General features: G+C 43.0%; 24 protein-coding genes. 7 read left to right on the top strand and 17 right to left on the bottom strand.

Annotated elements, in window-relative coordinates:
- Positions 1-110 precede the first annotated feature (110 nt).
- Positions 111-1,622: an FAD-dependent oxidoreductase gene (locus RMY31_RS03300; protein ID WP_322656835.1), complete on the top strand. Its 1,512-nt coding sequence runs from the start codon at positions 111-113 to the stop codon at positions 1,620-1,622.
- Positions 1,623-1,653: 31 nt separating this feature from the next.
- On the opposite strand, the gene RMY31_RS03295 is transcribed toward RMY31_RS03300, so the two are convergent.
- From RMY31_RS03295 to RMY31_RS03275, 5 genes are all read right to left on the bottom strand, one after another.
- On the bottom strand, positions 1,654-2,982 hold the full coding sequence (locus tag RMY31_RS03295; protein WP_322656834.1) for a sensor histidine kinase: 1,329 nt from the start codon (positions 2,980-2,982) through the stop codon (positions 1,654-1,656).
- Positions 2,983-2,987: 5 nt separating this feature from the next.
- On the bottom strand, positions 2,988-6,398 hold the full coding sequence (locus RMY31_RS03290; protein WP_322656833.1) for a PAS domain S-box protein: 3,411 nt from the start codon (positions 6,396-6,398) through the stop codon (positions 2,988-2,990).
- A gap of 621 nt (positions 6,399-7,019) precedes the next feature.
- Entirely contained in the window at positions 7,020-7,922 is a 903-nt protein-coding gene (gene rsgA / locus RMY31_RS03285) for a ribosome small subunit-dependent GTPase A (protein ID WP_322656832.1), read from the bottom strand.
- A 649-nt stretch (positions 7,923-8,571) separates the two neighbouring features.
- Positions 8,572-9,012, bottom strand: coding sequence for a hypothetical protein (locus tag RMY31_RS03280; protein WP_322656831.1), 441 nt, complete (start codon positions 9,010-9,012; stop codon positions 8,572-8,574).
- A 583-nt stretch (positions 9,013-9,595) separates the two neighbouring features.
- On the bottom strand, positions 9,596-10,450 hold the full coding sequence (locus RMY31_RS03275) for a DUF72 domain-containing protein (RefSeq protein WP_322656830.1): 855 nt from the start codon (positions 10,448-10,450) through the stop codon (positions 9,596-9,598).
- A gap of 218 nt (positions 10,451-10,668) precedes the next feature.
- On the opposite strand from RMY31_RS03275, the gene dapB reads away from it, so the two are divergent.
- Both dapB and RMY31_RS03265 read left to right on the top strand, forming a co-directional pair.
- Complete coding sequence (gene dapB, locus RMY31_RS03270; RefSeq protein WP_322656829.1) at positions 10,669-11,505, top strand: 4-hydroxy-tetrahydrodipicolinate reductase; 837 nt, start codon at positions 10,669-10,671, stop codon at positions 11,503-11,505.
- A 39-nt stretch (positions 11,506-11,544) separates the two neighbouring features.
- Complete coding sequence (locus RMY31_RS03265; RefSeq protein ID WP_322656828.1) at positions 11,545-12,231, top strand: phosphate ABC transporter permease; 687 nt, start codon at positions 11,545-11,547, stop codon at positions 12,229-12,231.
- Positions 12,232-12,329: 98 nt separating this feature from the next.
- Here RMY31_RS03265 and RMY31_RS03260 read toward each other — a convergent pair whose 3' ends face one another.
- From RMY31_RS03260 to RMY31_RS03230, 7 genes are all read right to left on the bottom strand, one after another.
- The gene (locus tag RMY31_RS03260) at positions 12,330-12,950 is read right to left on the bottom strand and encodes a precorrin-8X methylmutase (RefSeq protein ID WP_322656827.1); all 621 of its coding nucleotides are present in this window, start codon (positions 12,948-12,950) and stop codon (positions 12,330-12,332) included.
- Between the two features lie 144 nt (positions 12,951-13,094).
- Complete coding sequence (locus RMY31_RS03255; RefSeq protein ID WP_322657080.1) at positions 13,095-13,517, bottom strand: MBL fold metallo-hydrolase; 423 nt, start codon at positions 13,515-13,517, stop codon at positions 13,095-13,097.
- Between the two features lie 99 nt (positions 13,518-13,616).
- Positions 13,617-14,426 (bottom strand): TPM domain-containing protein, encoded by an 810-nt coding sequence (locus tag RMY31_RS03250; RefSeq protein ID WP_322656826.1) that lies wholly within the window; start codon positions 14,424-14,426, stop codon positions 13,617-13,619.
- Between the two features lie 210 nt (positions 14,427-14,636).
- Positions 14,637-15,221 (bottom strand): DUF948 domain-containing protein, encoded by a 585-nt coding sequence (locus RMY31_RS03245; RefSeq protein ID WP_322656825.1) that lies wholly within the window; start codon positions 15,219-15,221, stop codon positions 14,637-14,639.
- An 11-nt stretch (positions 15,222-15,232) separates the two neighbouring features.
- Positions 15,233-15,583, bottom strand: a complete 351-nt coding sequence (locus RMY31_RS03240; protein WP_322656824.1) for a YtxH domain-containing protein — start codon at positions 15,581-15,583, stop codon at positions 15,233-15,235.
- A 125-nt stretch (positions 15,584-15,708) separates the two neighbouring features.
- Positions 15,709-16,044: a hypothetical protein gene (locus RMY31_RS03235; RefSeq protein ID WP_322656823.1), complete on the bottom strand. Its 336-nt coding sequence runs from the start codon at positions 16,042-16,044 to the stop codon at positions 15,709-15,711.
- A gap of 17 nt (positions 16,045-16,061) precedes the next feature.
- Positions 16,062-16,232: a hypothetical protein gene (locus RMY31_RS03230; protein ID WP_409877216.1), complete on the bottom strand. Its 171-nt coding sequence runs from the start codon at positions 16,230-16,232 to the stop codon at positions 16,062-16,064.
- Positions 16,233-16,876: 644 nt separating this feature from the next.
- Between RMY31_RS03230 and psaC the strand changes: the two genes are divergently transcribed.
- Both psaC and glmS read left to right on the top strand, forming a co-directional pair.
- The gene (gene psaC / locus RMY31_RS03225; protein WP_012411495.1) at positions 16,877-17,122 is read left to right on the top strand and encodes a photosystem I iron-sulfur center protein PsaC; all 246 of its coding nucleotides are present in this window, start codon (positions 16,877-16,879) and stop codon (positions 17,120-17,122) included.
- A 392-nt stretch (positions 17,123-17,514) separates the two neighbouring features.
- Entirely contained in the window at positions 17,515-19,455 is a 1,941-nt protein-coding gene (glmS, locus tag RMY31_RS03220) for a glutamine--fructose-6-phosphate transaminase (isomerizing) (protein WP_322656822.1), read from the top strand.
- 63 nt (positions 19,456-19,518) lie between these two features.
- Here glmS and RMY31_RS03215 read toward each other — a convergent pair whose 3' ends face one another.
- From RMY31_RS03215 to RMY31_RS03205, 3 genes are all read right to left on the bottom strand, one after another.
- Positions 19,519-19,902 (bottom strand): AAA domain-containing protein, encoded by a 384-nt coding sequence (locus RMY31_RS03215; RefSeq protein ID WP_322657079.1) that lies wholly within the window; start codon positions 19,900-19,902, stop codon positions 19,519-19,521.
- Entirely contained in the window at positions 19,881-20,156 is a 276-nt protein-coding gene (locus RMY31_RS03210; protein WP_322656820.1) for a hypothetical protein, read from the bottom strand. Before RMY31_RS03210 ends, RMY31_RS03215 begins: the two co-directional genes overlap by 22 nt.
- 130 nt (positions 20,157-20,286) lie before the next feature.
- Complete coding sequence (locus tag RMY31_RS03205) at positions 20,287-20,421, bottom strand: hypothetical protein (protein ID WP_322656819.1); 135 nt, start codon at positions 20,419-20,421, stop codon at positions 20,287-20,289.
- 133 nt (positions 20,422-20,554) lie between these two features.
- Between RMY31_RS03205 and RMY31_RS03200 the strand changes: the two genes are divergently transcribed.
- Positions 20,555-20,755 carry a hypothetical protein gene (locus RMY31_RS03200; RefSeq protein ID WP_322656818.1) on the top strand — a complete coding sequence of 67 codons (201 nt, stop codon included), beginning with the start codon at positions 20,555-20,557 and terminating at the stop codon, positions 20,753-20,755.
- A 487-nt stretch (positions 20,756-21,242) separates the two neighbouring features.
- Here the strand turns inward: RMY31_RS03200 and RMY31_RS03195 are convergent, their stop codons facing one another.
- A complete protein-coding gene (locus RMY31_RS03195; protein ID WP_322656817.1) occupies positions 21,243-21,818 on the bottom strand; it encodes a YIP1 family protein in 576 nt (191 codons plus the stop codon).
- 123 nt (positions 21,819-21,941) lie between these two features.
- Here RMY31_RS03195 and RMY31_RS03190 point away from each other — a divergent pair, with 123 nt between their 5' ends.
- Positions 21,942-22,952 (top strand): hypothetical protein, encoded by a 1,011-nt coding sequence (locus RMY31_RS03190; RefSeq protein ID WP_322656816.1) that lies wholly within the window; start codon positions 21,942-21,944, stop codon positions 22,950-22,952.
- Between the two features lie 80 nt (positions 22,953-23,032).
- On the opposite strand, the gene RMY31_RS03185 is transcribed toward RMY31_RS03190, so the two are convergent.
- Entirely contained in the window at positions 23,033-23,287 is a 255-nt protein-coding gene (locus tag RMY31_RS03185) for a hypothetical protein (RefSeq protein ID WP_322656815.1), read from the bottom strand.
- Between the last annotated feature and the right edge of the window lie 259 nt (positions 23,288-23,546).

Here is a 23,546-nt window from a genome sequence, read left to right as displayed (position 1 = left end):
GGAGAATAACTCCTAACTCCTGTAGGGGCGAACAACCATTCGCCCCTAGTAACTCCCGACTCCCCATTTCGTATACATTGGTTGATGGACTGTAACAATGAGAGGTGGGGATGAGTGAAGGGTTGCAACAAAAACGAGTTGTTGTTATTGGTGCAGGCTGGGCTGGTTTAGGCGCAACCTACCATTTGGCAAAACAAGGGTACGATGTCACACTTTTAGAAGCCGGCCCTTATCCCGGTGGACTGGTAGCAGGTTGGCAAACAGCAACGGGAAAATCCATAGAAGCAGGGATTCACGGCTTCTGGTATCCTTACAGAAATATTTTTTCTTTAATCAATGAATTAGATATTAATCCTTTCACCTCCTGGACTCGTTCCTCGCAATATTCGCCTGTGGGGTTGGAAGTTGAATCCCCGATTTTCCAAGACTTACCACGACTGCCCTCACCTATAGGCACATTTCTTTATACTCAGTTTAAGCGTCTGCCACTTGTCGATCGCCTCAGTGCTTTGCCTCTACTTTACGCTGTTGTAGATTTTGATAACTCCGATGCAGCGTGGCGGCGTTATGACTTTGTTACTGCCCGTGAATTGTTCAAAGATTTTAATGTTTCCGCCCGACTTTATCGTGAAGCTTTTGAACCTATGTTGTTGGTAGGCTTGTTTGCCCCTGGCGAACAATGTTCAGCCGCAGCAACCCTAGGAATGCTTTACTATTTTATTTTGGCTCACCAACCTGATTTTGATGTGGTTTGGTGTCGGGGAACAGTTGGGGAGAAAATATTTCGTCCTTGGATGGAACGGATTGAAAAAGCTGGGGCAAAAGTGTTACCCAAGCACCGAGTTACAGATTTAATTATTGATAGTAACAATCAGGCAAAAGGTGTTGTTTGTGGTGATGAAGTGTTTGATGCCGATGCTGTAATTTTTGCTGTTGGAATTACTGGCATCAAGAAAATTGTCTCTAGTAGTACTAGCTTACAAAGCCGCGAAGAATTCCGGAATTTGAATAATTTAGGGGCAATTGATGTTTTAGCAACGCGGTTGTGGTTTGACCGCAAAATTGATGTTCCCCGTCCTTCTAATGCTTGCTTTGGCTTCGATGCCACCACAGGATGGACGTTTTTTGACTTGAATGCCCTGCATGATGAATATAAGTACGAGTCAGGAACGGTAATTGAAGCTGATTTCTATCACGCAAATCAGTTTTTAAGTTTGAATGATGCAGAAATTGTGTCGATAGTTCAGCGTTATCTCGCAAATTGTATACCAGCATTTCAGCAAGCCAAGGTAATTGATAGTAGTGTGGTTCGGCTGCCAAATGCAGTAACTCACTTTGCACCTGGAAGCTATCGGTATATGTTGCCAGCTAAAACAAGTTTTGCGAATGTGTTTATGAGTGGGGATTGGATTGCAAACCGTCACGGTTCCTGGTCGCAAGAAAAGGCTTATGTGACTGGTTTAGAGGCAGCGAATTTGACGGTGTCCTATTTCAGAGAGGGTACGCCAGCTGAGATTTTACCTGTAGAAGAGGATGAAACACATATCCAAGTCGCGCGATCGCTCAACCAAACGGTGCGTAACTTGGGTAAATCCATTCTGCCTGAATTTTGGTTACCTTAGCGATCGCGTGCAGCTTCATTAATTCAGTGAGTCAAGCAACCTGGGAAACTCGCTGTTGAATGGGAATTTGAATCACGAATTCCGTTCCCTCTCCTGGTGTAGATTCACAGCAGAGACTACCGCCATGCTTTTCTACAATAATCTGGTGGCTGATAGACAATCCTAATCCGGTTCCTTGGCCACAAGGTTTCGTCGTAAAGAAGGGATCGAACAGCTTTGTTCTGACATGTTCGCAGATTCCCGGACCGTTATCAGCAATATGGATGGCTACCCAATCGTCTCCAATTGTCTGAGTATAAATCTCAATTCGACTTGGTTGCTGCTGAATCTCGGCAAATGAACGCTGTTGATTGTACTCATCTAGTGCATCAATGGCATTGGCAACAATGTTCATAAACACTTGATTGATTTGTCCTCCATAGCACTCGACTGGTGGCAACAAACCATACTGTTTAACAACTTCAATCGCGGGATGTTCTGGTTGTGCCTTGAGGCGATGATTCAAAATTATCAGCGTGCTATCAATACATTCATGGATATCAACTTCTATCATTTTAGCGTCATCTACACGCGAGAAAATCCGCATAGATTTAATGATTTCGCGAATACGTCGTGCGCCAAAATTCATGGAATTGAGCAGCTTTAACAAATCATGCTCAATAAAATCCAAATCCGCCAATTCCTGTTGGGCTTGAATCCGCGGGGTAGGAATTGGATATTCTTCTTGATAAAGGTGCAGAAGAGTTAGCACTTCTTGAGTATATTCATTGGCATGAATGAGATTGCCATAAATAAAATTTACAGGATTATTAATCTCGTGAACAATTCCGGCAACCATCTCTCCTAAGCTAGACAGTTTTTCATTTTGAATCAGCTTAATTTGCATTTGTTTGAGTTCATCATAAGCAAGACTGACTTCTGCAAATTTTTGCTCTAACTGAGCATTTTTCTGCTCTAGTTGCTGTGCCAGATCGTGTAGCTTCAGGTGTAATTTAACCCGTGACAGCACTTCCTCTTGCTGAAAAGGTTTAGTGATATAGTCCACAGCGCCAACTTGAAAACCTTCAACTTTATTGGCAGTATCGGAGAGTGCCGTCATAAAGATGACTGGAATATCTTTGGTTGCTGGATTTACCTTTAATTGACGACAGGTTTCAAAACCATCAATCTCTGGCATCATTACATCCAGCAAAATTAAATTGGGCAGAGCATATGTAACCCGCTCCAGCGCTACTTTTCCAGATTTTGCTACCCACACTTCTAAGCCAGCCTGATCTAGGGCATCAGATAACACACCTAAATTTGCAGGATTATCATCAACAATGAGAACCGTTGCAGTTTGGTCAGTTACAAAATTCATACCGCTTAATTAAGAGATTGAATGAGTGCCAGAATTTCTTGGTCTTGGAATTCTTTTGCCAGTTGGTGCAGCTTTTTCGCCAAAGGAATGTATTTTTGATCCATTTGTTCGAGCAATGCTGCCTGTTTTATAATTCCCTTAAAGTTGCCTTTCATTACTAACTCGTAGAGAGTTTCTATTTCTGCGGTGGGTGGTGCAATTAGCGTGGTATTATCTCGCTCTGGCTGGCTTACAGTCTTCTGCTCTTCATAAACCCACTCTAGATGCAGATGTTGCCGCAATTTTTGGAAAAGTTCCGTTGCCTGTACGGGTTTGGGGAGAAAATCATTACCTCCCATTTCCAAACTGCGATGGCGATCGCTTTCAAACACGCTCGCAGATGAAACAATAATCATGATGTCTTTAAATGCTTCCGACTCACGAATGCACTTGATTAGCCCAAATCCATCGAGTTCTGGCATCAACAAGTCGGTGAGAACTAAATCTGGCTGAAATTCTAAAACTTTCTGCCAACCTTCTTCTCCATCACTAGCTTCCGCAACCTCAAAGCCGATGGGGCCAAGCAAATTAGCAATCACCGAGCGATTTTCCCATTTATCGTCAACAATAAGAACTTTGGGTCGACAATCTTTAATACCAATAATTTGTCCATAATCATCGGCTTGAGATGTTTTCACCCACTCATCAGCCTCAGGTAGATTGACATCAAACCAAAAAATGCTGCCAATACCTATCTCACTCTGAACCTGAATATTACTACCCATCAATTCCACAATTTTTTGGCTAATTGCCAATCCCAGACCGGTACCCTCAGTTTGTCGGCGATTATCTCCTGCTTGCTCAAAGGGTTGAAAAATAGTTTGGTGTTTTTCCCGAACAATGCCGATGCCCGTATCGCGTACTTCAAAGCGAATTTTTCCTTCCGAAGCATAACTAATCGTCAAGGTGACGCTGCCTGTATCAGTAAATTTGATGGCGTTACTCAACAGGTTAATCAATACTTGCCGCAGGCGTTTTTCATCTGCATGGATACCGACGGGTAATTCTGAGGCTAATTGATAGTGGAAGTTAATGTTTTTCAGTTCAGCGCGGATGCGGCACATTTCCGCCACACCTTGGAGGAAGGCTGGAAAATGGAAATCTGTGGGTATGAGTTCCACTTTCTGCGCCTCGATTTTCGATAAATCTAAAATATCGTTAATTAAAGTCAGCAAATGCGAACCGCACTGATAAATTACATCGATACGCGATCGCTCGTCTTCTTGCAAGTGTTTGGAACGCTGAAGAATTTGAGCATAGCCGAGGATGCCGTTGAGGGGAGTCCGCAACTCGTGACTCATGTTGGCCAAAAACTCACTTTTGGCGAAACTTGCTGCTTCTGCCGCTTCTTTGGCTTGGGCAAGAACGATTTCAGCTTGCTTACGTTCAGTAATATCGGTGTGAGTGCCTACCCACTCACGAATACTGCCATCTGCTGCTAAGATCGGCACACCCCGCACACTCAAGTAGCGATACTCGCCATCGTAACGCCGAGTCCGAGTCTCAGCTTCATAAACTGTGCGATTAGCAAGTGCTGCTAACCATGCTTCGGCAGTCTGAGCTTGCTCTTCCGGATGGATTGTATTCAGCCATCCCCAGCCCCATAGTTCTTCTACCGTTTGTCCTGTGAAGGCACGCCAGTGTGGTTGGTCGGTGACAAATGCACCTTCAGCATCAGTACTCCAAACAATTTGCGATGTTGCTTCAATCAGCGAACGAAATCGTTCTTCACTCTGCTGAAGTGCCAGTTCCGCTTGCTTGCGTTCGGTAATATTTCGTGTTGTGGCGATGATGCCGAGAATATTGCCATCAACATCCCGCCAAGGAGCCTTTGTAGTGAGAAAAGTTCCACTGATGTCACCATTAGAGAGAAATTCCTCGTAAGTTTCGGTAATGCCCGTGCTGATAATCTGTCGGTCTTTTGACATCATTACACGCGCAACTTCAGGCAGAAACAGTTCAGAATCGTCTTTACCAATGATGTCCTCAATTGATTTACCAAGAAAGTTTGCCGAATTAGAGTTGAGGGCAACATACTGCCCTTGACGATCTTTAACGACAATCAAGTCTGGTGTACTTTCCAAAATAGAGCGCAACAGTATGTTGCTTTCGCGTAGGGATTCTTCAGCTTGCTTGCGATCGCTAATATCCCGCGTTATTGCAATGATACCGAGGATGTTGCCATGAGCATCCCGCCAAGGAACCTTTGTAGTCAGAAAAGTGCCACTGATACCATTATTAGAGACATTTTCTTCGTAAGTTTCAGCAATCCCAGTTGTGATGATTTGGCGGTCTTTTGCCATTATTTCACGGGCAACTTCAGGCAGAAACAGTTCAGAATCATCTTTGCCAATGATGTCCTCCATTGGTTTGCCAAAAAAGTTTGCCAAATTGGTGTTGAGAGCAACATGACGACCTTGACAATCTTTTACAACAATGAAGCCTGGTGTATTTTCTAAGATGGAGCGCAATAGAGTGTTGCGTTCGCGCAGGGCAGCTTCAGCTTGTTTGCGATCGTGGATGTCAGTGCAAGTACGTACCCATTCACGGATGCTGCCATCCGGTTCTAGGACGGGAATACCTCGCGTTATCATGTAAAGATACTCACCATCATGCCGCCGGAGACGAAATTCTACTTGATATGGGCTGCGAGTTGTAACTGCTGTTTCCCATGCTTCAGCCATTAGTTGGCGATTGTCTGGATGAATGGCATCTAACCATCCCCAGCCTTGAAATTCCTCCCATGTTTGCCCCGTTAATTCCCTCCAAGCTGGGTTGTCGTTGGTCGGAACTCCATCAGCAGGAACTATCCAAACCATCTGACAGGTTGCCGTGGCTAAAGACCGATAGCGTTGTTCACTTTGTCGGAGTCCTATTTCTGCTTGTTTGCGCTGCGTGATGTTTTCGCTGAACATAATGATGCCGCCGATATCACCACTTACCGTATACCAAGGGCGAACTGACCAGCGCAGCCACTCGATAGAACCATCTGCTTGTGGATAAGGATCTGCATCGTTTTCGGCGATTTGTCCTGCTAAACACTGTTGGTGAATCTGTTTCCACTTTTGGGGAATATCGGGAAAGACCTCGTAGTGAGAGCATCCGATAATGTCATCGGTCAGGTTATAGTCTTCGAGCCATCTGCGACTCATAGCAAGATAGTGCATTTGGCGATCGAGCATGACCATTCCTATGGGAGCATATTCAATTGCTTGTTGCAAATACGATTGGCTCTCAGGTGGTGCGATCGCTGCCCGATCGCACCCAGTCGTAACAGTTTCGTGCTTGAGAGGATTCTGGAAGTTTGCTTGCTCTAGCATTTCACTCGCGATTTGCGACTGATTTGCCAGAGAGTTTTCATGGAAGCTTTGGCTCATCGTCAATCCTGAATTCCACCTGGGATTTGAAGGCTTCTACTTAATTGAGGGTTAAATTCGCTTCACATCTGAAAATTGTTGTGCAGAACTGTCTATATGTGGATGTCCATCACAAAGATTTCTCTGTAAACTTAGAACGATCGCAGAGGTAAAGTAATTTTTGACTCCCCTGTTTCCATTGAAACCACATTGTTCCTCAGCCGAGATCCGGGCGAAAACGGAAATATACGTTTTACAATACTTAATTTTTCTTGATTAATAACATCATTGTGTATTGAAAAGTAACAGCTTATTAAATATAAGCCATCCAAAAACACGCACTTCAAAATCAGATATTGGGCGTAAGTTTGGTGCAATTTCACTCAGAAAAGGTATGATTCCAAATGGAAAAAATCTATGATTTGAGAACAGAGTAAAATCTTAGAAACCTTATATAGCTAGTTTTTTTACTGTATGTCTTAATTACAAATGAGAAACTACGTTAGCGCAGCAAAGCGCGAGTCCGCGAGCGTAATTACGAATTATTACTTATTATAGGATGGGTATTTTTTACCCCCGATCGATTACAGGATAATTTCCCATCCCACAATCAAAGCAGAAAAGTTACAAGCCCCTGTGCAATCAATGCTTGTGATGATTCCGCATGGCTTTATGGATTTTCTTCCATCGTTCTTTCTCGGCTAGTTGCGATCGCTGGTCTTGTTTGCGGGCAAGATAGTTGAGTTCTTTTTGCAACTTTTGATAGCTAAGAAACCTTGAATAATCAAGCCTTTCCTCTACCAAAGCCTGCTGCACTGCACAACCAGGTTCGTTATTGTGCTGACAATTGCGGAAGCGGCATTTCTGCGCCAAGGTTTCGATGTCTGCAAAGGTTTCCTGCAAACCTTCATCACCTGACCAAATTTGAATTTCCCGCATTCCTGGGGTATCCATAATTAAGCCGCCAGTCGGGAGCAAAATCAACTCCCGATGAGTGGTCGTATGTCTACCTCGGTCATCACCCTGCCGCACAGCTTGCACAGTTTGCACAACTGCACCCTTAAGTTGGTTGGTGATAGTAGATTTACCAACACCAGAAGACCCCAATAAGGCAACTGTTTGTCCTGGTTTCAGGTAAGGTTTTAAGGCATCCAATCCTTGATTACTCGTAGCACTTAAGACGGCGACTGGTACACCAATGGCAACTGCTTCCACTTGTGCCAAGCAATCTTCTAGAGAGTTGCATAAGTCTGCCTTGTTTAAAACGATGACCGGATTTGCACCACTTTCCCAAGCCAAAATGAGATAGCGCTCAATTCGTCTGAGATTAAAGTCTCCATCCAGTCCTGAGACTAGAAACACAGTGTCAACGTTGGCTGCAACAATTTGTTCTTCTGTTTTACTGCCCACCGTCTTACGAGAAAATTTGCTTTTTCTTGGTAAAATCTCATGGATAGTTGCTCGCCCTTCCGACTCGCGTATACGGATAACAACCCAATCCCCCACGGCTGGAAAGTCTTGAGGTTGAGTAGCCCGATGCCGCAATTTGCCTGTAATTTCTGCCGCAATTTCTCCTTGTTCGCTGTAGAGAGTGTAAGTATTTCTATATTCAATAGCGACCCTACCAACGCTAAATCCTTGTTGGTGATAGGGTTCAAAGCTGTGAGCAAAAAAATCACTCCAGCCTAGCTATTTAAATTCATTGATGTTTCCTCGATGTGTGTTGCTTGTTTTGCACAAGGCTTCACAGAGGAGGACAGTTACATTCGGGAGGTTCTATAGTGGTATCAAAAACCGTCCCGTTAAAAAATGCCCTTAAATTCTAACTATCATTCCTGTAATACCAATTGGAAAAATGATTCCGACAAGATGGAAAGCTTATCTAGTAAATCTTTCACAATCCAAAATGGTATGGGCGGAGGACTGAATAAGAATCTCTGCGCCTTGTATTCGTGGGGTTGAAATTGTCAAATTAACCCGGACTGCTACAAACTCAGTCATCTTTGTTCCTCCTTGCGTACTACAAGAAACTATCAACACTACTACAATAGCCTATTCCGGAAAAATTGCTCATAAAGTAAGTAATGATGGCTTGGTTGATTAAAGCGTAGTCGCACAGTGGGTTAACTTTAGACATCACTCACTGCGATACCCTAACCAACCTAGCCATCTGAGGTTACATCAAATACAACTTTTAGCTTGCTCGTTCCCGCATACGTCGCCCATCAAGTCCCTGCTTAATCCAATTTAAGCATTCGTATTCAGATTTGAATAATTTTGGTGCTGCAATATTATTCAATAATTCCGGTGGATAATGGTCGTAAAAATATTTACCTCCCTCTTGGAAAACAATAATTAAATTGTTGCGGTAAATGTAGCGAGACTTAAAACTATCATCTTGGCTAACTAACTCTGAATGTTGGTCAATATGTTCTTTGGCGATCGCAACAATATTGCTGATACTACTGCCATAAATTTCTGCTGGATTTTCTGCTTTGTGAAATTTGCTTTTATGCCCAATTTCTGACAATAGTTTATACGAATAAATTTCGTAATTATCCGCTTTGCCAAAAACAAATGGAATGATGAGATACCCTTGATATGAAACTGAGTTTTCATAAAGAAGACGACTCATCTTAACCTCCTTGGATGTTACTGCTTACACAAAAATTTCCTCACCCACAATTAAATCAGCACTCAATACATTTTTGTTAGTTATATTCAGACATTACTGATACCCTCTTTGCAATTTTGCAAACAGAGGTATTACCCCTTTTTGCAGTGTTGTTTTATCCCCGTATATAGCCCAGATATCAGAATCAGAATATAAGAACTAAGCCTACTTACATAGACTATTAATCTTACAGCTTGCTGCTTGCTGCTTTGTTGGTATAGCCTCAGGCTTCTAACCTATAGGGTTTTAAATGCATGAAACAGCCCTGCTCTTATTTATCGGACATAGTTGTATCGGCTTTTATCACAAAAGTATTGCAATAACTATTATTACTCTTTTTGCTCACTCTTTTTTAAATCAGTAAGTACTTAGATACATTACAAAAGTCAAAAAATAATGAATTTTATGGTAACAGCATAGATGCGTAATAACTGTAGGCTCGCCAGTATAACTTTGATAATTAGGAATGGAAAAAGGTTTCCTTAATTCTCCACTTCTCTATCAGCCTAAACGGGTAAAATTATGTTTATAGCACTGAAAATATTTACCATAAACTCAGCTGATTGGGAGGACGATCGAGATTATTCCAAGGTAGAGGTGGAACTGCTATATTACTCTGTTCTAATAGCTTTTGGAAGTAACGCGCTGTGCTGGGCGATCGCTCTTCTAGAGGACAATGAACAAAGAAATAAATCCGTGTTCCTACCTGCAACCATTGTTGAATTTGCGTTACCCACTCTTCCATAAAAGGCTGATTCACAGATAAATTCGGATGAGAAATAAATCTAATCAGGCTAAAAGGGGCTGTGACGCTAAATTGCACTGGTAATTTAGGTTTGCGCCGTTCGGATTGTAACTGCGGGTCATCATCTCCAGTATAGATGGGACGCGAATCCAATAGTACCCGTCCCACACCGAGCTTCTCTAGAAGTTCTGTCAAATTACTATTATGAGGTTCGCTGAACCAAGCACGATGCCTCACCTCCAGTGCTAATGGTACTTCTGTGCGCGGCCAAGCTTCCAGAAAAGCAGTTAAATCTTCCAGCAATAGAGGTGGATAACTTGGCGGTAGCTGGGCAAATATTGGCCCGAGATGCTTACCTAAAGGGCGCATTACCTCCAGAAAATTTAAAGCAGCCAAAATATTAGGTTGTAGTAAACCTTTATGGGTGATATCTCGTGGCAATTTCAAGCAAAATTCAAAACCTGGGGGTGTTTCCGATGCCCAACGGGTTACAGTTTCTTGATTAGGTACAGCGTAGAAAGTAGTATTGCCCTCAACTGTGGTGAAGCGACGGCTATAGAGGTGTAGAAAATCGGTAGCACGAGTACTTTGGGGATAAAGTTCGCCTACCCAACCTTTATATGCCCAAACTGCACACCCAATAAAAAAGTTCACAAGCTTTTGCAGAAAAAATTCAATTGAAAAATCAGAGCGTTTAGAGGCTTTGATGTTTCATACTTAATTGTACAGGTAGGAGGCAGAGGGGTAGAGGGACAGAGGAGCAGAGGAAAAATTGTTACAAGTCTTTCTCCGTCATCTTCTCATTCCCCTATTACCTCATCCTCCCATCCCTTTACAATTCCCTTGTTGACTCAAAAAGCGTTTATTGACCTATGACAAATCAAGCGCCTATCCCAGTTATTGTTAATGGTGCTGCTGGTAAAATGGGCCGCGAGGTAATCAAAGCGGTGTCCCAAGCACCAGACTTGAATTTAATGGGTGCAATTGACACCAGTCCGGAACATCAAGGTAAAGATGCTGGAGAACTAGCAGGTTTAACCGAACCTTTAGAAGTTCCCATCACTAATCAATTGGAACCCATGCTAGGTTACGTGGCTGGCGAAAGACAACTGCCACCTGGGGTGATTGTAGACTTTACTCATCCCGATTCAGTTTATGACAATATTCGCAGTGCGATCGCCTATGGAATTCGTCCTGTAGTCGGAACTACGGGGTTAAGTCCAGAACAAATTCAAAATTTAGCAGACTTTGCCGAAAAAGCTAGTACTGGTTGCCTAATTATTCCTAACTTCTCCATTGGTATGGTGCTGTTGCAACAAGCCGCAGTCACAGCCTCTCAATACTTTGACCATGTGGAAATTATTGAGCTGCATCACAATCAAAAAGCTGATGCTCCAAGCGGTACAGCCATTCAGACCGCACAATTGCTAGCCGAAGTAGGTAAAACTTTTAACCCTACTCTAGTAGAAGAAACTGAGAAATTAGCTGGTGCAAGGGGCAGTTTAGCAGAAGAAGGCATAAGAATTCACAGCGTGCGCTTACCAGGATTAATAGCTCATCAGGAAGTGATATTTGGCGCACCTGGTCAAATATATACTTTACGACATGATACAAGCGATCGCTCATGCTATATGCCAGGAGTGCTACTAGCGATTCGCAAAGTCTTGCAGCTAAAGTCGTTAGTATATGGATTAGAAAAGATACTCTAAGCTTCTAACTTACTACTCTGCACTCATCACTCAGCACTTATGATAGTCCCTCTGACTCGCCAGAAATTTGACCAACTCATCCCCTTAATCGCCACTGGTCCGCAGTACAAGTATTACTGGGGAAAGTTTTCAAATTTTTTGCAACGGTTGTTAATTTCCGTAGTTGCCATAGCTGTAATTCTGCTTGTGAGAGTCTTGTTCCGGCTGGAGTTTGGGCCAATCATGTTTTTTCTAGGAGTATTCGGCGCTCTTTTTTGGCTGTGGTATCCAGCGTTTCAGGCAAGTGTGCGGAATGCAAAAAGCCGCCGCTACAAGTACAGTGGCTTTTTTCGTGGTCGAATTCTGGATTGGTGGATTACAGACCGATTGATTGGCAAACAAGAAACTGTCAACAGCAAAGGTGATTTGGTGATTGTTGAAAATCGAGAAAAACGAATTAACTTAGAGGTGGGTGATGACACAGGATTCAGCGTAGAGTTAGAAGCACCACTACGTCCTGCTCACAAAGTTATTGCGCGTGGTCAGATTGCAGAAATGATAGTCATGTCGAATCGCCCAGATTTGAGCATGATTGAAGACTTCAGCGAAGTATACATCCCCAGTCATGACCTGTGGGTAAACGATTATCCTTATATACGAATTGATTTCTTTAACGAAGTCAGTCGCCGCTTGCGTCCAGACCAACAGGAAAGACCTCGTCGCCGTCGCCGTCAGTATGAGGAGTGAGGGAGATGAGGGGCAGAGGGGCAGGGGAGAGAATCTGAAATGATTTCTCTGTGTCTCCTCATCATCTCCCTTATCCCCGTTTCCCCGTGTCCCCGTTATCACTTCCTATCTTGCCCATAGGCTTGCCAAGCCAAGTCTACCAGCCCATCGACGATCGCAGCTGCTACCACTGCATTGCCTTTGCGACTGTCAATAGTGATGTGAGGAACTAGTGAATCTTGCAAGATTTCTTTAGCAGCATCCACACTGACAAATTCCACGGGAGTAGCAATGATTAAAGCAGGTCGAATTTCTTCGGCTGCAATTAAATCAACCAGTGCTGTCAGTGCTGTTTGCGCTTGACCCACCACAAAGATACCCTCTGGGTAACGCTTGGCTAAAGTTTCAATTCCCCAAGCTGCACGAGTTTTTTCTTTTTGGGGACGCGTCAGAGCTTCCATACTGCAATAAACTGGATTAGCGAAAGTGTTTTGAATGTCGTAGGCAATACCTACCTGCACCATCGGCACATCAACCACAATCGTTGTACGCGCTGCTAATGCTGCTGCGCCAGCTTGTAAGGCACGCTCAGAAAAGCGAATTAAAGATTTATACTCAAAGTCAGCAGTAGCATATATCACCCGCCGGACAATTTCATACTCTGCGGGTGAAAAGACATGATCGCCGATTTCGCTATCAATAATTGCTAAACTTTCAGCATCAATTACGTGCCATTCCATTGCTATTCAGATTTGAGATATTAGCTCTCAGCTTATCAGCTAAAGAGAGTGAGGAGTTAATTAAAAGCTTATAACGATTGAGCTAAAAGTATCAGGACTTACACAGTGTCATAAATTTTTCGTTGGGATTGTCAATCTGGAGTTTCAGTTCACAAAGCGCGATTTGTTTTCCTGCGATCGCAAATTGTTTTGATCGGCGAACGCTTTGAACTCGATAGCATCATGGCTGCAAAAGAGGCGCACCTCACCACTATGGTCGAGCGATAAAGCATGCAACCGTTCTTGATTATAAAGTCGAGTCTTGCGGTCTATCTCCATCAACCATTGATAGGAACGCAGACCTGGTGTGCAGTGTGGTTTGGGCGTTTGTTTTACTTCGTCCCACTGACCAGGACGATAGCGTTGCGATGAGATAAAGCCGTGCCGTTCCCGCGCTGCCTCAATCTCAGCGTGCATTACATGCACGGTCGCCTCTGGAAAATCTTCTAACCCGCCCGCACGATCGAAATCGAGGTGGGTAAGTACTATGTGGCGCACATCGCGCGGGTTGAACCCGAGCTGTTCAATAGCCGCGATCGCCCTATGGATAGGTTTATCCCTCAGATAACTCTTGTACAGACGCGATTAATGAGCCAGTGCGTCGCGTCTGTACTCAGCACTCCCGACTCAGGACTCAGCACTCGAAGAGGGCCGACTGAAAATAGGAGACAAGTAGGCAACCAAAGCGCCAATGAGAAAACCGGAGATATTACGAACTAGCGGCAGCCAGTCGCTCGTGCGCGTCACTACAGGCCCAATACCGAAGGCAATAAACAAGATTCCCCACAAAGGAGAGAATATCAAAGCCCACTGCCAAGCTAAAACTTGTCCTTCACGTCGGGGTTGAGCTGCAAATCCACAAATAATTCCTCCAATGACTGAGGTAACGAGAGTGAGAATCCATTGCTCTCGTGGAAGTCCGGGAACAACGTTGCAACCACCCTTCAGCAAACAGCCTTTGACTGAATCTAAGGCTTGCAGGATGGCTTGGTCTTCGCCTTGTTCTCGGACAAAGTATAAATTACCAAAGCGGGTTTGCAGTTCTATCCAGAAAGTCCGGGGTAGAAGTTCATAAACAGCGTCGCCAACACTGAAACTGAGGATATTACCACCACGAGAATCGGCAACCAGCAAAATGCTTTTGTCATCCAAACCCCAATATTTAATGACTGCCCGACCTGGAGTACGATCGTACTGAGTCAATACTCGCAGTTTCCAGCCAGTATCAGCTTCAAATTGCTCTAAATCTTGAACAAGCTTTTCTTCTTGCGGTTTGGGGAGAGATTTCGCTAAGTCTACGACTGGCGTGAAAGTGTCCGGTAATAACTCAGGATTGTCATAAGCCAACGCTGGGGAAGAATGCATCGCCCAAATTGACCCAGCCAAGAAAAATACCACAATGGATACTAGGAGTCTTCGCCAAAAACAAAACTGCATGGACGTTTCTATATAAATATCAACGGTAGAAGTGAACAAGTTGTTTTAAAAGAGTACGGGAAAAGTGATACTTCTTTACACTTGTTTACTTTACTCTAATCTTGGGGATCAAAGCAAAGCTTCTCTGAGGATTGGAGATTGGGAGGATGAAGGAGCAGGGGAATATAACTACTGACCACTGTCAACTGATAACTGACAACTGACTAATCTCTATTCTTGTTTGTACCAATCCTCAGAGGCTGTAGGTTTTGAGACAAAATCTTCATCTTCAAAACTCGTTTCCCAATTGGAAGTCTCATTGTAAGGATCGTTAGTGCGGTAAGGTTCTGCTTTTGTGCGCCGATTTTCCTGCCTAAGTGCTTCTCGTTCTCGCAACGTCAGCGGAGATGTTTCATTTATGGGCAGACGTTCAACTGTTCGCTTTGTAGGTTTTTGGCGTGTAAAGGTCTTCCAGGCAGTTTTTACGCCAGCAAAAATGCTGCGTGTGCCTACTTGAAGATTTTGAGCTTGTTTTCTGGCACCATCTAGGCTCTGGTCAACTTGCTTAACGACTTGACTAGCGCTTTTGACACCTTCACTGACATCATCTGTTAAATCAGTGATTTCCAACCCAGTTGTGCGGATCGCATTTAAAGTAGGTGGTAACTCCCGTGAGAGTGTATCAAACAGCTTTTCTGCACTACGAGCTGCGCGCGCTAACTCCTGCAAAGCTGGTATGGCCGCTACTAAAACAGCAGTTAGACTGGTAGCGACTAAGAGTATGGATAGTCCCAGCCAAAACAGGGGATCGATCACGGTTATGCCATCTATGAGTGTTCTATTTGCTGGGGAAGAGAATCTGAGTCTTCTTGAACTTTTTGCCGCTTCAAGACTTGACTTTCGCGTTGACTCGCATCTACGCCAGCTGCGATCGCTTCCCGTAGTCTTTCTAAAGTTTCATCCCAGTTTCGTAGTGCGCTGGCAGAGATACGGTCTGCCTGGATTTGCACACTCGTAGATAAATCTTCCGCCAATTCTGGTAAGGCATCAGCAGATTTTTTCAAAAGTTTACGCGTTTCGCGCCCTGTGCGTGGAGCGACGAGTAAACCGGTCAAAGCACCGATAGTAGCTCCTAGCATCAAACCGCCAAAAAATACTCCAGAACGGTTATTAGACATCTTGTTGTTTCTCTCCTTACACCCATTTTAGGTGGGTTTCCTCCCCTTGGAAAACCCAAATGGTTTTATCTAATTAACTTATCGTGACAATCTATCAACCAGAAATGTTGCTTTTATTCATTAACTCATTTTGCGATTGTCTTTTTTCCAAATCTATACCCTCGCCTACCAAAAGAGCGCCCCCAGACGTTTCGTCCCAGAAATAACAAGCTAACAATTTGCCGTACTTGTTGAATCTGTACCTGTAGTCCTTGGTTTCCTTGGCGCAAATTATGAATATTCCGCTGGCTAGTATATATATTTATGGGGGCGTTAGACAGTGCTGCATGGGTATTGCGTTCATAGGCAGTTAATCTATCTGCTATGAATGCCAATCGCTGCTTGAGTTGCCACACTTGCCAAGCTACATAAAGTAGTATTAGCGAGATGAGAATGTTAATGACGACAACCAACGTTACCATTTTTACCTTTGCCAATGTCAGCCTTCAGGAATTTTTATATGTAACTCTGACTTGGTTCTGACTTCATGATAGCGACAGTGCTTTGAGTAAATCAGCAGATGGTTGGAGTATCCTTGTAGAGAATTTTGGCGATCGCTCCGCAACCGTTTGACTTGCCAGTGTAAATTAACTCTTGGGAACGGCAGCACAGGTTAACGATTGCTAAACATGGGCAAGGAGATTAAGCCGCAACGGTAAAAACTATCGAATTAAATTATTAATGGCTTCTGGTAAAGATTTACCTCTAACTGCAATATTATACTAATTATTTTAAAAGTAGATTTAATATAGAAGCAACCGCTGATACAATCGAAAAATTTCTGAATCGACAGCAAATTTATCCCTAAGATTAGCAATGACTGTTAACAGTCATCACAAACCAGTGCGTTGCGAACTTTCCCAAAGTTGAAGCAACTGGCGTTCATCAATCATCAGCTCATAGCTAAATCATTAAGATTTCGTCACAAATTTCTGAGATTTGACAGTGTATGCCTACTAAGCAATAGGTACTATAGATAACTTCCCCTTTTACTGTTTCAGATTGACTTTTGCTTCATACATCTTTACAAATCGACTTTGTTGTCGAGAGTTAGTAAGGTAAATACATTCCTGTGTTGTTGCTGATTTATGCTGGAATAGGGACGATCTAGCAAAAGCAAATTATTAAGAGTGCCTATTAAATTGTTTAAAGTTATGTAGCCTTTTACTTACGGCGCATAAGCCACTGCGGTAAACTATGCCTTGATTATGATTCTTTCGCAGAGAAGAACACTCGAAAGGAGCCGTTTTTTCAATGTCTCATACCGTAAAAATCTACGATACCTGCATTGGTTGCACCCAATGCGTCCGCGCTTGCCCGACTGACGTGCTGGAGATGGTTCCTTGGGATGGCTGCAAAGCTGCTCAAATTGCCTCTTCACCCCGCACAGAAGACTGCGTGGGCTGCAAGCGTTGTGAAACAGCTTGCCCCACCGACTTTTTGAGCATCCGGGTTTACCTGGGGGCTGAAACGACTCGCAGCATGGGTCTGGCTTACTAAGGAATTTACTCTAAATTCCTCATTTGGCTCACCATTAGGTGTCTCAATAGCAAGCTCCTATAGCATTGTAGGGTGGGTACTGCCCATCCTACTCAATTGTTTTTTAGTCTAACAAGCTCAACAAAAATAATCATACTTAGTAGCAGAGGGAGCAAATAGCTCCTTTTTTCTTTGCCAAAACGCCACTTTTGTGCTGACAACTATACTAGATTTAACGTGAGTTCGATAAACTTCACCCCCCTAACCCCCTCGCATTTTAGGCGGGGAACAACGGTAAAATCACCTTTTTACTCCCCTCTTCGACAAAGAGAGGAGCTGGGGGAAAGGTCAAGATAGCACCCATCGAATTCACGTAGATTTAATAATCTTGAATATTAGGAGCGGTGTGAGCAATGTGTGGAATTGTTGGTTATATAGGCACTCAAGCGGCGACAGAAATCTTACTGGCTGGGTTAGAAAAACTGGAATATCGGGGATACGATTCTGCTGGAATCGCTACTGTTTGGGAAGGTGAAGTGCATTGTGTGCGGGCAAAGGGCAAACTGCATAACCTGCGTTCTAAACTCGAACAAATAGAAACTCCTGCTCAAATTGGTATCGGTCACACTCGCTGGGCGACTCATGGTAAGCCAGAGGAGTACAACGCCCATCCCCACATGGATACAGCGATGCGAATAGCGGTAGTACAAAATGGTATTGTGGAGAACTACCGCGAATTACGTGAGGAATTAAAGCAGAAAGGACATCAGTTTCGTTCTGAGACCGACACAGAAGTTATTCCCCACCTAATTGCCGAATTTTTAAAGAACCCTCCCTCAGCGACGGACACTTTCCTCAACAGGGGGAACCCCCGCACGGAAGTGTCCTCCCCTCAGCCCTTTAGTCCCTCTGACCTGGTAGAGGCAGTTCGCCAAGCTGTTAACCACCTAGAGGGAGCATTTGCGATCGCAGTTATTTCCGCCGACTATCCTGATGAACTAATTGTTGTCCGTCAACAAGCGCCTTTAGTGATTGGGTTTGGTCAAGGGGAATTTTTCTGTGCTTCTGATACCCCAGCCATTGTTGCCTATACCCGTGCCGTCCTACCTCTAGAAAATGGCGAAATTGCCCGCCTCACACCATTGGGCGTGGAGATTTACAACTTTGCTGGCAACAGGTTGAAAAAACAACCCCGAATGCTCAACTTAAATCCCACAATGGTGGAAAAACAGGGATTTAAGCACTTTATGTTGAAGGAAATTCACGAGCAACCAGGGGTAGTTAGAGCTAGTTTAGAAGCTTACTTTAATAATCTAGGCGACTCTAATCAATCACCAATTAATCTTGGCTTGCCTGAATCATTGTACGCAGACCTAGAACAAATTCATATCGTCGCTTGTGGTACGAGTTGGCACGCTGCATTAGTTGGAAAACACTTGATAGAACAACTAGCAGGCATTTCTACCCAAGTACACTATGCTTCTGAGTATCGCTATGCACCATCACCCCTGACAGCAAATACATTGATTATTGGTGTTACCCAATCAGGTGAAACTGCCGATACCTTAGCAGCTTTGGCGATGGAGAAAGAACGCCGTCAAGGAAAAGAATCCAAATATCAAGCGCGACTGCTGGGCATTACCAATCGTCCAGAAAGCAGCCTTGGTCATATGGTGCCGCATATTATTAGTACGCTGGCGGGAATAGAAATTGGGGTAGCCGCAACAAAAACTTTTATCGCTCAACTGATGGCATTTTACGCTTTGGCATTAGATTTAGCTTATCGCCGTCAGACAGTTTCATTAGAAAAATTAGCAGAGATTATTAATGGGTTACGGCAAATTCCTAAAGAAATTGAAGCAACTTTAGAAAGTCAAGAAAGTTTAACCGAACAGTTAGCCCACGAGTTTGCCGAAACCCAAGATTTTATCTTTTTAGGAAGAGGAATTAACTTCCCAATTGCATTAGAAGGAGCGTTGAAATTAAAAGAAATCAGCTACATTCATGCTGAAGGGTATCCTGCTGGCGAAATGAAGCACGGCCCGATCGCTTTATTAGATGCGAAAGTACCAGTAGTGGCGATCGCTATTCCTGGCAGTGTGTATGAAAAAGTTATTTCTAATGCCCAAGAAGCAAAAGCCAGAGATTCTCGGTTAATTGGTGTTACCCCCGTCAACGATGGTGAAGCCGCAGAAATCTTTAACGATTTGCTTCCTGTCTCTCATGTGGATGAGTTACTTTCTCCCATTCTCGCCGTAGTACCTTTGCAATTATTGGCTTATCACATCGCCGCTCGTCGCGGTTTAGACGTTGACCAGCCCAGAAATTTGGCCAAATCTGTAACAGTGGAATAGCCTATTGATAGAAGTAGTAGCCTTTTGTACAAAAATAAAAAAGTCGTATAACAAATAAAAAAGTTATACAATATATAAAAAATTTGTACAATTCATCCTGTAGGTGCATCTGCAAGCATCTACAGGAGTTTTTATGAATATGTCATCTTCTAAAATATGTGGTAATTGTCGATGATCTCCAACAAGTATAACTTGCCGTTCGGCTTTGGACATGGGAATAAATAAATCTAGGGGGTTTGCTCTTGCGGCTTCATCAACAATTACTGTTTCAAATACAGCATTATCACTTTCTGTTACAAATTGCATTTGTTTACTGGATGACTGTGGACAAGTTGCTGCAAGTACAACTGCACAATCACGCAAAACCTCTCTAACACCTTGATGGTCAGTTTCTAGGTCTTTTAAATACTCTGATAAAACTGCTTCTACTCCTGCTTTAGACCCAATGGCAGAACGGGTTTTTCTGGACTAACCTGAATTTGGCATCGTTTTGCGTCTTGACCTCGTACTTCAAGATCGAGCGTTTGTAATAGATTACTATTATTTTTAAATAATAATTGGAAGGTAGCGCTACGCGATCGCCAATTCGGCAACCAAGGTCTTTTAGTTGGAATACATTGCTGCTGAGGCTGGACTTCAAACTGCATGAACCCAACGGGCAGAACTTCTAAAATCCCTTGTGCTTCAACGGTAGAACCCACATGACTTTAAAGCACCAACCAAATTAATATCATTGATTCCTTAATTATCTCAAAGGATGCATATTCTGATTTCAGTTATCCCAAAGAGTAATACAGAAGTGTAAGTTCGGCTTTGGCTTTAAGTCGTTAATTATGCTTGCTCGCAAACAAAGAGTCGATGAGCTTGTTCAATGATGTTGTTCAAGTATTTCTTTTGCCGCAACTGGGTTGTCTGTTCTAGTGTTTCATCGCCTTTCAATGTCTTGATAGCTTTTATAAGCTGCATTTTTATCCACTGTAATGACGCGCGGCAATTGGGTGTGAAATGCTTTCAAGATTCTGCGGAAAACCGTTCTGCTGCCTTACCATCTCATTCACTTTTTGTAACAGAGAAGTACAGCATATAATTTGGAGGAAGTATGGATAGTCTCATAGATAACCCAGGCATAGGTCTCAAACTCTTAAAAAACTTGAGTCCTCAGTCAGAAAAGGGGACTCCCCAGTATTACACCCAAAAACTAAAGCATTTCCTACAGCTACAGATCGATCAACTGGCAGCTCAACCGCAGATTCAATGGACAAGAGTGGTTTATCAAGATCCGCAGATGTCCAGTCAATAAGTTCTTGAAGCCTCTCAAATACCTTTTGCTTTTGCGAAAGAGACCCTAGCTTACTTACAGACCGAAGGTTGGTTAACTAGTGTTTCATCCGCTCTCGCGCTAAAGCCGATTGATTCCGAAACAATAGAAAAAGGCTTTTATTATTGTCATTTTGGTGAGTCAAGTCAGCCTAATCAATATTTATTATTATTTGCTATGTCCGTGAAATGTTAAAAATGCTTAGAGAAAAGCCTGAGCCTATTTTATTAGCCCAAATTTTTGCCAACCTCACTTATGCGCGGACGTATTCATCCCCTTGCCACAGGCGTTGAACCCTCGTAAATTAGCTAAGGTATTGAACGAGAGAATAACTTAACAAAAATTGGGCAACATTGTTAGGTAAATTTAAGTTCGCAAACGAGGTAATGAAAAGTTTGGTGTTTCACCATGCCCAAGCGACAAAAACAAAACGCCGACCACGCGCTCAAATTCGCTTTGTGGACACTGTTCAGCTTGTCCATTTTACCAATTTTTGCTCCAAAACTTGTACAAAACCGATCGCAATTTGAATTAAAGGCCAGCCTACTAAACAGATAAATGCTGCTCGTCGAGTAGTAATATCTAATCCTTGGCGCACGGCGACAATTACCGCCAACAAACTCCACACCGCCAAGATCAGCTCAATTGGTCGTCCTAGTAAGGGAATGAGGGTTAAAAAATTCAGTACTTGGGGTGCATAGGCAAAGCCTATCGGAACAAGTAAGTCACCGTAAGTAGGATCGATAGGTTTAAGCCATTGCCCAATTTTCCAAATTGTGAATGTCCAAAAATAATATCCTGCAACAACAGCGATCGCATCAATCAAAAGACCCGTCAAAAGTACAAAAACCGTAGCTCGATTGATTAATAAAATTACGCCGCTACCTATGGTATGAGAAACAGTAGCCAAAATTACAATACTTAGGGCTAACCTCAGGTTTCGCTGTGTATTGCGAGCATTTTCGTAGAAGTCGCCATTCAAAGATAGAGCACGACGAAGTGTAATACCCAAACCTGGCTTTGATTTGATATTATTGCTGCTCATTTGTTCTAACTAATGAAGGTTGACAAATCACAAAAAGGATAATTTTATAAAATAAGCAAACAAAAATCAAAGCTGAAACTCAAGATTATTTTATTTATTAACTATATAAAACAATAATCTCAAATGCGTAAGATTGGCGAGCAAATACTGCAATGGTTACAAAGTGGAACATTAAAGCTATTACTTTTAGCAGGGATAATACTTCTTGTTTGGGGAACTGTTGCTCCTGTTGGAACTTTGGTATGGTGGTTGAGTCAGAGTTCTGAAAGCTTGGGGATTAAGAAAAACCTAACGAAAAAGTTACCCAGAGATAATCGTTCACTTCAAGTTGACAAATCAGAAAATATTGATTGTTATATAGTTTTTTTACCAGGAGTGGGAGATTTTTCTGCTAACGAATTAACTCCAGGCGAAGAATTTTTCCTAGATAAATTAGAGCAGATTCATCGTAATTGTGTAACAGTACGGGATGTTTTTCCCTATTCTGCTGCTAACGAAAGTCTAGGAGGACAAAGGTTATTAGCGCCTTTGTGGAGTGCATCTGAAAAAGCAGATGGTTGGCTCTCTAATACAGATGTTTTAATTAAAATTCGTAATCTCTGGCGGTTTGCTATTTCTGCTGATAACCGCTATGGACAGATTTATAACTTGGGAATTGCGAATGCGATCGTCGATCGCATGAATGCTGTATATCCTGTACCTAAATATCCAAAACAAGGACTCAAAGTGATTTTAGTTGGAACTAGTGGCGGAGTGCAAGTCGCTCTTGGTGCGACTACTTATCTCGATCGGTGGCTAGATGCTCAATTAATTGTTGTCTCAATAGGTGGTGATTTTGATGGTGAAAAAGGCTTTGATGCAGTTGAGCATGTATACCAACTTGTAGGTCGCCGAGATTGGATTGAAGATATTAGCCAGATTGTATTTGCTTCACGCTGGGCAATCACAGTAGGTTCACCTTTCAATCAAGCTCGTCGTCAAGGACGTTATACAGTTGTGAAGACAGGCCCTCATGCTCACAGCGGTTCTCAAGGCTATTTTGGCACAACAACAATTGGACAAAGTCAAACAACTTATGTAGAGTTAACACTCAAAAAAGTGAATCAACTGCCAATTTGGTCTGTCATGAACTAGCCAGTACTTAATTGCATCTGCCCATTGAGGCAAATGATATCGTTTAGTATTAGCAATTTGTAAGGTATTAAGGGAAGGTGCTAGTCCACCATCAATATTGCCAGACAGACTGCCGTTAATATCAAAAATGAAGGTATTTCCGGCATCTCCACTTTGAGGTTAGCAATATTAGTGAAACCACCAGTAATACCTGTAACCGTTCCTGCATCTGTACCTGTGAGTGTCCAGGTTAGAGAGTTGGTAGTATTGCCTTTTACAACATCATCACCACCATTACCATCAACTGTACCTGATAAAGTGCCACCAGAAATTAGTCCTGTAGGATTTACACTCAATTGGAATAAGTCTGCTTGATTACCTCCAGTGAGATTTTCAAAGTTATTCCACTCTAAGGGCGTTGCATAGTTGCGGGATGATTTAGCAACTTCTAAAATTCTCCCCCTGCATCCCCTGCCCTCACAAGTGTAGGTTTTTAATCAAGCAATGAGTAATGACTATAAAACTAACGCTCTAATCATCATTTCTTCTACCCCTACACCCTTACACCCTAAAACCAGGGTTTTAGGAACAAAACGTAAAAAACCTACACCTGTC

The sequence above is a fragment of the Dendronalium sp. ChiSLP03b genome, from assembly GCF_034531165.2.
Classification (GTDB): domain Bacteria; phylum Cyanobacteriota; class Cyanobacteriia; order Cyanobacteriales; family Nostocaceae; genus Dendronalium; species Dendronalium minutum.
This window is presented reverse-complemented; position numbering and strand designations above follow the sequence as displayed.